At 69.5% G+C, this 10886-nt stretch carries 10 protein-coding genes; all 10 read left to right on the forward strand.

The features are described 5' to 3' along the window. Nucleotides 1–2 precede the first annotated feature (2 nt). The 10 genes from NAG42_RS33820 (at nucleotide 3) to NAG42_RS33865 (ending at nucleotide 10874) form a co-directional block, all read left to right on the forward strand. On the forward strand, nucleotides 3–533 hold the full coding sequence (locus NAG42_RS33820) for a hypothetical protein (RefSeq protein WP_250036041.1): 531 nt from the start codon (nucleotides 3–5) through the stop codon (nucleotides 531–533). Nucleotides 534–567: 34 nt separating this feature from the next. Then, nucleotides 568–1491: an ABC transporter ATP-binding protein gene (locus NAG42_RS33825; protein ID WP_250036043.1), complete on the forward strand. Its 924-nt coding sequence runs from the start codon at nucleotides 568–570 to the stop codon at nucleotides 1489–1491. A 1-nt stretch (nucleotide 1492) separates the two neighbouring features. Then, the gene (locus NAG42_RS33830; protein ID WP_250036044.1) at nucleotides 1493–2251 is read left to right on the forward strand and encodes an ABC transporter permease; all 759 of its coding nucleotides are present in this window, start codon (nucleotides 1493–1495) and stop codon (nucleotides 2249–2251) included. 2 nt (nucleotides 2252–2253) lie between these two features. After that, on the forward strand, nucleotides 2254–3063 hold the full coding sequence (locus tag NAG42_RS33835) for an ABC transporter permease (RefSeq protein ID WP_250036045.1): 810 nt from the start codon (nucleotides 2254–2256) through the stop codon (nucleotides 3061–3063). 247 nt (nucleotides 3064–3310) lie between these two features. Beyond that, on the forward strand, nucleotides 3311–4414 hold the full coding sequence (locus tag NAG42_RS33840; RefSeq protein ID WP_250036046.1) for a YihY/virulence factor BrkB family protein: 1104 nt from the start codon (nucleotides 3311–3313) through the stop codon (nucleotides 4412–4414). A gap of 243 nt (nucleotides 4415–4657) precedes the next feature. After that, nucleotides 4658–5905, forward strand: a complete 1248-nt coding sequence (locus NAG42_RS33845) for an ROK family transcriptional regulator (protein WP_250036047.1) — start codon at nucleotides 4658–4660, stop codon at nucleotides 5903–5905. 113 nt (nucleotides 5906–6018) lie between these two features. Beyond that, nucleotides 6019–7536, forward strand: a complete 1518-nt coding sequence (locus NAG42_RS33850; protein WP_250036310.1) for a sugar ABC transporter ATP-binding protein — start codon at nucleotides 6019–6021, stop codon at nucleotides 7534–7536. Next, nucleotides 7533–8549 (forward strand): ABC transporter permease, encoded by a 1017-nt coding sequence (locus tag NAG42_RS33855; RefSeq protein WP_250036048.1) that lies wholly within the window; start codon nucleotides 7533–7535, stop codon nucleotides 8547–8549. The genes NAG42_RS33850 and NAG42_RS33855 overlap by 4 nt, the downstream gene beginning before the upstream one ends. A 51-nt stretch (nucleotides 8550–8600) precedes the next feature. Then, on the forward strand, nucleotides 8601–9647 hold the full coding sequence (locus NAG42_RS33860) for a substrate-binding domain-containing protein (RefSeq protein ID WP_250036049.1): 1047 nt from the start codon (nucleotides 8601–8603) through the stop codon (nucleotides 9645–9647). A 42-nt stretch (nucleotides 9648–9689) separates the two neighbouring features. Beyond that, nucleotides 9690–10874: a Gfo/Idh/MocA family protein gene (locus NAG42_RS33865; protein WP_250036050.1), complete on the forward strand. Its 1185-nt coding sequence runs from the start codon at nucleotides 9690–9692 to the stop codon at nucleotides 10872–10874. The last annotated feature ends 12 nt before the right edge of the window (nucleotides 10875–10886 follow it).

Raw genomic sequence — 10886 nt, forward strand, 5'->3', positions numbered from 1 at the left:
CTGTGAACTTCCTCCGGCGACGGCCGTCCCTTCCCGCCGCGCTCAAGCCCCGGCTCTCTCCCGAGGAGCGGGTCGTGGCCTGGGCGCTGGTCTCCGACGAGCAGGCGGTGGTGGCGACCAACCACGGTCTCTGGCTGCCCGGCTCGCCGCAGTTCCTCGGCTGGCACGACATCCACAAGGCGGCCTGGTCGGGGCGCGAGCTGCGGATCACGCCGGCCGAGATCGCCGAGGAGCGCGAGGGCTACACGGTCTTCGTCGACGGGCCGATCCTGACCTTCCTGCTGCTGGATCCGGGTGACCTGCCCGACCAGGTGCGCACCCGGGTGACCAAGTCGGTGGCCTACACGATCCACCATCCGCTGCCCTCCGGCGCGGGCGGAGTGCGCGTCGTGGGCCGCCGGGTGGCCGGGCGCAACGGGCTCACCTGGGCGGTCCGGTACGACTCGGGCACGCCGGTGGAGCTGGCCGCCGTGCTCGAGCTGACCGACCAGTTGGTGGCCACGGCCCAGAGCACGATGGCCGCGCCCGACTGAGTTTTTGTCGTACCCCGTCTTTAGGGTCGTGGGCGTGGAATCCCTCATTCACGCCCGGGGCCTGATCAAGCGGTTCGGTGACTTCACGGCGGTCGACGGCATCGACGTCGACGTGCGCCGGGGCGAGGCGTTCGGCTTCCTCGGGCCCAACGGCGCGGGCAAGAGTTCGACCATGCGCATGATCGGGTGTGTCTCCCCGCCGAGCGAGGGTGTCCTCGAGATCCTCGGGATGGATCCGCGGCGCGACGGCCCCCGCATCCGGGCCAAGCTCGGCGTCTGCCCCCAGCTCGACAACCTCGACATCGAGCTGACCGTCCGGGAAAATCTCACCACCTACGCCCGCTTCTTCGGCATCTCGCGCAAACAGGCCCGCCACCGGGCCGACGAGCTGCTCGAGTTCGTGCAGCTCACCGAGCGGGCCGACAGCAAGGTCGAGCCGCTCTCCGGCGGTATGAAACGCCGGCTCACGATCGCCCGCGCGATGGTCAACCAGCCCGAGATGGTGCTGCTCGACGAGCCCACCACCGGTCTCGACCCGCAGGCCCGGCATCTGGTGTGGGAGCGGCTGTTCCGGCTCAAGCAGCAGGGCGTGACGCTGGTGCTGACCACCCATTACATGGATGAGGCGGAGCAGCTCTGCGACCGGCTCGTGGTGATGGACGGCGGCCGCATCGTCGCCGAGGGCTCGCCCCGGGCGCTGATCGAGCGATATTCCACGCGCGAGGTGGTCGAGCTGCGCTTCGACGCCGAGGGCCAGGGGGCGTATGCGGAGAAGCTGGCCGGCATCGGCGAGCGGCTCGAGGTGCTGCCCGACCGCATCCTGCTCTACGTGGCCGACGGTGACGCGGCGACGGCCGAGGTGCAGCGGCGCTCGCTGAGCCCGGCCGGCGTGCTCGTGCGGCGGGCCGGCCTCGAGGACGTCTTCCTGCACCTCACCGGCCGGACGCTGGTCGACTGAGATGACCGCCGTGTTCTCCGTTCTGGAATACCACCTCGTCAACTACCGGCGCACCTGGCAGTCCAGCGCGCTCTCGACGCTGGTCATGCCGCTGCTCACCGTGCTCGGCTTCGGGGTCGGCGTGGGGGCCTACGTGTCGTCCGGCGTCGACGGCGTGCCCTATCTCGACTGGATCATCCCGGGCCTGATCGCCTCGACCGCCCTGCAGGCGGCGGTCGGCGAGGCCACCTGGCCGGTGCTCAGCTACTTCGAGTGGCTCAAGGTCTATTTCGCGCAGGCCGCGGCGCCGCTGCGGGTGGCCGACATCCTCGCCGGCCACCTCGCCTTCATGCTGTTCCGCATCCTGATCACCTCGGTCGCCTTTCTCGCCGTGGCGGCCGCCTTCGGCACGCTCCACTCCTGGTGGGCGCCGCTCACCCTGGTCGTCTCGCTGTTCGTCGGCCTGGCCGTGGCCGCGCCCACGGTGGCCTACGCGGCCAGCATCACCAGCGACAGCTATCTGATCATCCTGATCCGGTTCGCGGTGCTGCCCATGTCGCTGTTCTCCGGGGTGTTCTTCCCGGTCGAGTCGTTGCCCGAGCTGCTGCGCTGGGTGGCCTACGTGTTGCCGCTGTGGCACGGCGTCGAGCTGAGCCGCGACGCGACTCTGGGCACCAGCCCGGGCTGGGTGGGCGTGCTCCACGCGGCCTGTCTGGTGGCCTGGTGCGCCGCCGGTTCGCTCCTCGCCCACTCCCGCTTCCGTCGCAGGCTGGTGATCTGATCATGGTGACGCTGGTGATGCCCCGGCTGATCTCGTTCGAGGGGACGGGCCGGCGGGCTGCCTCGGTGACCGAGCGCAACATCTCGACGCTGCGTTCGGCCTACTGGGTGGTCATGGTGTCCGGCTTCCTCGAGCCGGTGCTCTATCTGTTCTCGATCGGCATCGGCGTGGGCGCGCTGATCGGCGACATCACGCTGCCCGGCGGCGAGGTGGTGGGTTATGCCGAGTTCGTGGCGCCGGCCATGCTCGCCGCGTCGGCGATGACCGGGGCGCTGTCCGAGACGACGTTCAACTTCTTCGGCAAGATGAAGTTCGTCCGGCTCTACGAGGGCATCCTGGCCACGCCCGTGCGGCCGATCGAGATCGCGCTCGGCGAGCTGGCCTGGGCGATGGTGCGCGGCGTGATCTATTCGGCGGCCTTCGTGGTGATCATGACGCTGATGGACCTGACCACCTGGGCCCGGGCGGCCGTGATGATGCCCGCGACCTTCCTGGTCGGTCTGGCCTTCGGTGCTCTGGGCATGGCGGTCTCCACGATCATCCGCAGCTGGCAGGATTTCGACCTCATCGCCGGCGGCCAGTTCGCGTTGTTTCTGTTCTCCGGCACCTTCGTCCCGCCGACGGCCTATCCCGAGGCGGTGCGCTGGCTGATCGAGGCGACCCCGCTGTGCCGCTCGGTCGACCTGATCCGGGCGCTGAGCACCGGCACGACGGGCTGGCTCCAGCTCCTCGACGTGGCCTATCTGCTCGTTCTGCTGGCCCTCGGGGTGACCGTCGCGGGCCGCCGGATGGAGAAGCAGCTCTGCAAGTGACGCGGCCGCAGCGCAACCGGCCACGTGCGGCGGCCGTGTGGTGTGCAGGAAACGCGCTGGGGCCGCCGGGCGGGGCGTTGACGTGCGGTTTTTGATCCGTGATGGAAATGGTCGTCGGGGTGAAGGGGGATTAAGGGCCCACGGTGGCGGGCATCACGCCTATGGGTCGTCAGCGCACTTCACCCGCGGTGTGGCGGCGACGAGCGGGACGATCCGCCACAAAGACGCTGGGCGCCGGAGGAAGACGATGAAACTGGGTCACAAGCACGACGACGAGAAGGCGGCCACCTCGCCTGACGCGGAGAGCGCCCGGTCGAAGGGTCAAAAGGACTACGACGTCGCGACCACGAAAACTGGCGAGGACAAGGCCAACGACCTGTCGGCGCCGTCGCCCGACGCCGGTCCGGACAGCCCGACCGAGCTCAAGGGCAAGGGCCTGATGGCCGCGGTGAAGCGGACCTTCAAGCAGTTCTCGGAGGACAACGTCTCCGACTGGGCGGCCGCGCTGACCTACTACGGCGTGCTGTCGATCTTCCCCGGCGCGCTGGTGCTGGTGTCGATCCTCGGGCTGCTGAGCGACAACGGCCAGCAGACCGTGCAGGACACGGTGGGCGAGATCGCCAACAACCAGCAGATCGAGGAGCTGGTCAACACCGTCCTGAGCCAGGTCAAGGACACCGGCACGGCGGGCTTCGCGGCCATCATCGGTCTGGTTCTGGCGTTCTGGTCGGCCTCCGGATACGTGGCCGCCTTCATGCGCGCCTCCAACGCCGTCTACGACGTGCCCGAGGGCCGCCCGATCTGGAAGACGCTGCCCATCCGGGTCGGCGTGACCGCGGTCATCGGCATCATGCTCATCCTCTCGGCCGTGATCGTCGTCTTCACCGGGGATCTGGCCCGGGTCGTCGGTGAGCAGATCGGCCTGGGCGGGGTCGCCGTGACGGTCTGGAGCATCGCCAAGTGGCCGGTGCTGATCCTGCTGGTCAGCCTGATGTTCGCGATCCTCTACTGGGCCTCGCCGAACGCCAAGACCGGTGGGTTCCGCTGGGTCAGCCCGGGTGGCATCTTCGCCGTCGTGCTGTGGCTGGTCGCGTCCGGCGCGTTCGCCATCTACCTGGCCAACTTCGCCAACTACAGCAAGACGTACGGGACTCTGGGTGGTGTCATCGCCTTCCTGGTCTGGCTGTGGATCTCGAACATCGCGATCCTGCTCGGTGCCGAGCTCGACGCCGAGCTCGAACGGGGCCGGGCGATCGCGGCCGGCCACGACCCGTCGGACGAGCCGTTCCTCGAGCTGCGCGACGACCGCAAGCTCAAGAAGGGCAGTGAACAGGGCCTCAGTACCAACTGACCCGAGACGAAAGACCCCCGGCCGTGACCCTCGGCCGGGGGTCTTCTCGTGGGCGCACCGGGGTGACGAGTACGGACAAGCAGAGCGAGGTAAACGACCGGTAACGAACCGAACTTTTGCTCCAATAGACAAAAGTTAGGATTGATCTTCGAGAAGGTATGGACTCCGAAGGCCAACGTGCCTACTGTGACCAGCACAACACCGAGGGGTTACCCCGGTGTTAAGCGTCTCCGGAGGTCTTTCGTGCACGTGGCCGATGCTCCCCACTTGCGGGTCCTGCGCCTGCTGCGCGACGAGGGACCAGTGTCCCGAGCCGAGCTGGGGGACCGTCTGGAGCTCACCCGGCCCCGGCTGCTGGCCGAGGTCGAGCGACTCGTCGCGGCCGGTCTCATCGCCGAGGCGGGCATGGCGGCGTCGCGCGGCGGGCGCCGTTCGACGCTCGTCGAGCTGCACCCGCGGCTGCGATTCGCCGCGGTCGACCTGGGCGCCAGCTCGATCGACATCGAGGTGACCAACGGGCGGCTGGAGCCGGTGGCGACCTACCGCGAGCCGGCCGACATCCGCTCGGGGCCGCGGCAGATACTGCTACGGGTCAACGAGCTGCTGCACAAGGCTCGCACCGACGGCGCCTACGACCGGCTCGACGCGGTCGGCATCGGCGTTCCGGGCCCGGTCAGCTTTCGTGACGGCGTCCCGGTGTCACCCCCGATCATGCCGGGGTGGGACCGCTATCCCGTACGGGAACTTCTCGCTCGCGAACACGGCTGCCCGGCCGTGGTCGACAACGACGTGAACATCATGGCGATCGGCGAGCGGCACGGCGGCGTCGCCCACTCGGTCGACGACTTCCTGTTCGTCAAGATCGGTACGGGCATCGGCTGCGGAATACACCTGGGCGGCACGGTCTATCGCGGGGTCGACGGCTGCGCGGGCGACATCGGCCACATCCAGGTCGACCCCAACGGCCCGGTCTGCTCGTGCGGCAACACCGGCTGCCTGGAGGCGTTGTTCAGTGGGTTCGCCCTGGCCCGGGAGGCTCTCGCGGCCGCCCGTTCCGGGGAGTCCCCGGCGCTGGCCGACCGCCTGGCCGCCTATCAGGCCGCCGCCAACCAGGCGGCCGAGGAGCCGGGTGGCGCCGGGCCGGACGGCGATCGTCCGGAGCCGGTCATCACCATCACCGCCCGCGACGTCGCCGACGGCGCCGCCGAGGGTGACGTCACCTGCATCCGCCTGATCCGCGAGGGCGGCCGTCGCGTCGGTGGCGTGCTGGCCACGCTGGTGTCCTTCTCCAACCCTTCGATGATCGTCATCGGTGGCGGCCTGGCCCTGCTGGGTCACGTGCTGCTCGCCGAGATCCGCAGCGTGGTCTACCGCCGGTCGCTTCCTCTGGCCACCGGCAACCTCCCTGTTGTCCTTTCGGAGCTGGGCAGCCGGGCCGGCGTCACCGGCGCCGCCGTGCTGGCCAGCGACACGGCTTTCGAGCAGGCGTGATGACCATTCCCTCTCCGCGCGACGGCGCTTCGGCCGACGCCTCCACCGCCCTCAAGACCGATGACCAGGTGCCGGGCCCGCCGGTCGACGACCGGGGCGAAGGCCCCGGCGACGTGGTTCTGCGGCTGACCGATGTGGTCAAAACCTTCCCGGGCGTGCGCGCCCTCGACGGCGTGCAGCTCGAGGTGCGCGCCGGCGAGGTGCACTGCCTGCTCGGGCAGAACGGCGCCGGCAAGTCCACCCTGATCAAGACGCTGGCCGGCGTGCACCACGCCGACGGCGGCGAGATCACCTGGCTGGGCGAGCCGTTCGCGCCCGCCACCCCGCAGGCCGCCATGCGCGCCGGCATCGCCACGATCTATCAGGAGCTCGACCTCGTCGACGATCTCTCCGTCGCCGAGAACGCGTTCCTGGGCCACGAGGACAGCCGGCTCGGCTTCACCCGCCGGCGCTCCACGGCCGTCCGGACCCGGGAGATCCTCTCTCGCCTCGGCCACGCCGAGATCCCGCCGCAGCAGGCGGTGCGATCCCTGCCCGCGGCCGGCAAGCAGGTCGTCAGCATGGCCCGTGCGCTCTCGCACGACGCCCGGCTGATCGTCATGGACGAGCCCAGCGCTGTGCTCGCTCATGATGAGGTGGAGAACCTGTTCCGCATCATCCGGGAGCTCACGGCGCAGGGCATCGCGGTCATCTACATCTCCCACCGGCTGGAGGAGATCCGCGAGATCGGCGACCGGGTCACCGTGCTCAAGGACGGCCGCACCACGGCGGCCAACCTGCCGGCCCGCTCGACGCCGACCCGCGATCTGGTCAGCCGGATGACCGGCCGCACCATCGAATACGTCTTCCCGCCCCGCCGCCCGGCCGAGCAGCGCGACCCGCTGCTGGTCGTCGAAGGGCTGGGCCGCACCGGCGAGTTCGCCGACGCCAACCTCACCGTCGGGCCGGGCGAGATCGTCGGCATCGCCGGCCTGGTCGGGTCGGGCCGGTCCGAGCTGCTCGAGACCATCTTCGGCGCGCGCCGTGCGGATGCCGGCACCGTCACCCTCGACGGCAAGCGGATCACCAGCGTCGGCGGCGCCGTGCGCCGGGGCATGGGCATGGCGCCCGAGGAGCGCAAGAGCCAGGCGCTGCTGCTCGACGAGCCGGTCTACAAGAACATGACTCTCGCCTCGTTCTCCGGTTTCGCCAAGGCCGGCTTCACCGACACGAACGGCGAGCGCAAGGCCGCGGAGCGCACCGCCGAGGCACTCGAACTGCGGCCGCGCGACGTCAACCGCCCGATCCGCACGCTCTCGGGCGGCAACCAGCAGAAGGTCGTGGTCGGCCGGTGGCTGCTCGACGACACCAAGCTGCTGCTGCTCGACGAACCCACCCGCGGCGTCGACGTCGGCGCCCGGGCCGAGCTCTACCAGGTCATCCACGACCTCGCCGAACGCGGCGTCGGGGTGCTGCTGGTCTCGAGCGAGGTACCCGAGGTGCTCGGCCTGGCCGACCGGGTGCTGGTGATGCGCGAGGGCCGGATCATCCACGAGGCCCCGGCCGGGGACATCGACGAGGACGCCGTCCTCGACCTGATCATGGCCGGATCGCTCACAACTGAGTCCATTCTGGAAGGGGAGCCAGCATGACTACCCAGACGGCGCCCCCGGAGGCGCCCGCCAAGCAGCAACGTCGCAAGCTCGACGAGAACACCCTGCGCAATCTGGGGCTCGTCGGCGTGCTGGTCCTCCTGATCGTGGTGGGCATCATCACCAAGCCCGACCTCTACAGCGACCCGACCTGGGTCAAGAACAACTTCCTGACGATCCTGCAGCAGGCGTCGGCGATCGGCGTGGTCACGGTCGGTATGACCTTCGTGATCATCGGGGGCGGCATCGACCTGTCGGTCGGTGCGATCATCGCCCTGGCCGGGGTCTGGGCCACCACGCTGGCGACCCAGAGTTACGGCGCCGGCGGCATGATCTTCACGGCGCTGGTCGTCGGCATCGCGGTCGGCCTCGTCAACGGAGTCCTCATCTCGTACGGGAAGCTCGTGCCCTTCATCGCCACCCTGGCGATGCTGGTCGCGGCCCGGGGCCTGGCCGCTCAGATCTCCGGCAAGCAGACCCAGGTGTCGGCCAACGACACGATCAACAGCCTGGCCAGCGAGCGGTTGCTCGGCATCCCGCTGCTGGTCTGGATCCTCGGTCTCGTCGTCGCGGCGGGCTGGGTGTTGCTCAACCGCACCACCTTCGGCCGGCGCACGGTCGCGGTCGGCGGCAACCCCGAGGCGGCCCGGCTCGCCGGCATCAACGTCAAGCGGCACACGATGCTGCTCTACGCGCTCTCCGGTCTGTGCTGCGGCATCGGCGCGATCATGCTCACCTCGCAGGCGACCAGTGCCCAGGCGGCCATGGCCAACCTCTACGAGCTGGACGCGATCGCCGCCGCCATCATCGGTGGCACGCTGCTCAGCGGCGGCCGCGGCACCATTATCGGCGCCCTCTTCGGGGTTCTGGTCTTCTCCACCATCACCAACCTGTTCGCCATCAACAACCTCTCCACCGAGGTCCAGAACATGGTGAAGGGCGCGATCATCGTGGCCGCCGTCCTGATCCAGCAGTTCCGCTACAAGTCCCTCACGCAATTGTTCAAGCGCTGATTTTCTTTTCTCGCCCGGTTCGCTCGTCCGGGTACCCCCTTGGGAGGAATCATGTCCGCTTTGTCCCGTAGGCGCATTCTGTTCGGCGGCGCGGCCGTCGGTGCCGGCGCCCTTCTGACCGCCTGCACGAGCAATGAGCCCGACAACTCCGCGCAGGTGAACACCAACACGGACGCCAGCGCCAACCCGAACGCGGCCGCCGGCGAGAAGGTCATCATCGGCTTCTCGGCCCCGGCCGCCGACCACGGCTGGCTCGCCGCGATCACCAACAACGCCAAGGCTCAGGCCGCGGCGTACTCCGACGTGGAGTTCAAGGCCGTCGAGTCGGGCACCGACGCGGCCGCCCAGCGCGCCGCGATCTCGACGCTCATCGCGCAGAAGCCCACCGTGCTGGTGATGCTGCCGGCCGACGGCAAGGAGCTCGACGCGGCCGGCCTCGAGGCGATGAAGGCCGGCATCCCGGTGATCAACCTCGACCGCGCGTTCCCGTCGCGGGCCGCCTTCCGCCTGCAGATCAAGGGCGACAACTTCGGCATGGGCACCGCGGCCGGTCACTACATCGGTCAGCAGCTCAAGGCCAAGGGCGTGACCAACCCGATCATCGGTGAGATCCCGGGCATCGACTCGCTCGAGCTCACCCAGGAGCGCAGCGAGGGCTTCAAGATCGCCCTGGCCGAGTTCGGGTTCAAGGTCGCCAACCGGCGCCCGGCGGAGTTCACCGCCGACTCCGGCCAGGCCGCCGCGACCGCCCTGCTGCAGGCGCTGCCCAAGATGGACGCGCTCTGGAACCACGACGACGACCAGGGCATCGGCGTGCTCGCGGCGATCAAGCAGACCAGCCGCAGCGAGTTCTTCATGGTCGGCGGCGCGGGCTCGAAGGCCGCGATCGACGCGATCACCAAGGACGACTCGGTGCTCAAGGCGACCGTGACCTACAGCCCGTCGATGGCGTCCTCGGCCATCTCGCTGGCCCGGCTCATCGGGCAGGGCAAGGGCATGAGCGACCTGGTCGAGCTGCAGGTGCCCCAGGAGATCACTCTCGCCTCCGAGACGATCACCAAGGACAACGCCGCGCAGTACGCCAAGCTCGGTTTCTGAGCTGGGCGTTCGACGGAGCTAATCGGAACCGGAGGAGATTCGATGTCGGAGCAGCTGCGGGTCGGCATGGTCGGCTACGCGTTCATGGGCGCCACCCACTCGGTGGCCTGGCGCACCGTCAACCACGCGTTCGACCTGCCGCTGTCGGCACGGATGACCGCGGTGAGCGGCCGTTCCCCGGAAGGGGTGGCGGCCGCCGCCGCGAAGCTCGGCTGGGAGGGGCACACCACCGACTGGCGCACGCTGATCGATCGGGACGACATCGACCTGATCGACATCTGCACCCCCGGTGACACGCACGCCGAGATCGCGCTGGCCGCGCTGGCCGCGGGCAAGCACGTGCTGTGCGAGAAACCCCTGGCCAACACGGTGGCCGAGGCCCGCGAGATGGCGGCGGCCGCGGCCCAGGCCGCTTCCTCCGGCGTACGCGCCATGTGCGCCTTCAACTACCGCCGGGTGCCCGCCGTGGCGCTCATGCGCAAGTTCGTGCAGGACGGCCGCATCGGCACGATCCGGCACGTCCGGGCCAGCTACCTGCAGGACTGGATCGTCGACCCGGAGTTCCCGCTGGTCTGGCGCCTGCGCAAGGAACTGGCGGGCTCGGGCGCGCTGGGCGACATCGGTGCCCACATCATCGACCTGACCCAGTTCGTGACCGGGCAGTCGATCAGCTCGGTGTCGGCGCTGACCGAGACCTTCGTCAAGCAGCGGCCGCTGCCCGGTGCCTCGGCCGGCCTCTCGGCCGCGGCCGACGGCACCGGCCTGGGCGACGTGACGGTCGACGACGCGGCCCTGTTCCTGGCCCGGCTCGACGGGGGAGCGGTGGGGACGTACGAGGCCACGCGTTTCGCCACCGGCCGCAAGAACGCGTTGCGGGTCGAGCTGAACGGCTCGCTCGGCTCGCTGGCGTTCGACTTCGAACGGCAGAACGAACTCGAGTTCTACGACGGCGCGCTGCCCAGCACCGAGCAGGGCTTCAGCCGCATCCTGGTGACCGAGGCCGACCACCCGTACATCGCGGCGTGGTGGCCGCCGGGTCACGGCATCGGCTACGAGCACACTTTCACCCACGAGGTCCGCGACCTGATCGAGGCGATCGCCACCGGTCAGCAGCCCACCCCGTCGTTCGCCGACGCCCTGCAGGTGCAGCTCGTGCTCGACGCGGTGAGCCGCTCGGCCGAGTCGGCCCAGTGGACCACGGTGGAGCCGGCTCTCGAGCGCGTCTGACACGCCCGAAAG

The organism is Paractinoplanes maris (assembly GCF_023544465.1).
Taxonomy (GTDB): domain Bacteria; phylum Actinomycetota; class Actinomycetes; order Mycobacteriales; family Micromonosporaceae; genus Actinoplanes; species Actinoplanes maris.

What these genes read in the sequence shown, in the direction of transcription:
- NAG42_RS33840 (WP_250036046.1), top strand. Translation starts at nt 3,311, where the DNA reads ATGAAACTGGGTCACAAGCACGACGACGAGAAGGCGGCCACCTCGCCT.
- NAG42_RS33835 (WP_250036045.1), top strand. Translation starts at nt 2,254, where the DNA reads ATGGTGACGCTGGTGATGCCCCGGCTGATCTCGTTCGAGGGGACGGGC.
- NAG42_RS33860 (WP_250036049.1), top strand. Translation starts at nt 8,601, where the DNA reads ATGTCCGCTTTGTCCCGTAGGCGCATTCTGTTCGGCGGCGCGGCCGTC.
- NAG42_RS33855 (WP_250036048.1), top strand. Translation starts at nt 7,533, where the DNA reads ATGACTACCCAGACGGCGCCCCCGGAGGCGCCCGCCAAGCAGCAACGT.
- NAG42_RS33830 (WP_250036044.1), top strand. Translation starts at nt 1,493, where the DNA reads ATGACCGCCGTGTTCTCCGTTCTGGAATACCACCTCGTCAACTACCGG.
- NAG42_RS33865 (WP_250036050.1), top strand. Translation starts at nt 9,690, where the DNA reads ATGTCGGAGCAGCTGCGGGTCGGCATGGTCGGCTACGCGTTCATGGGC.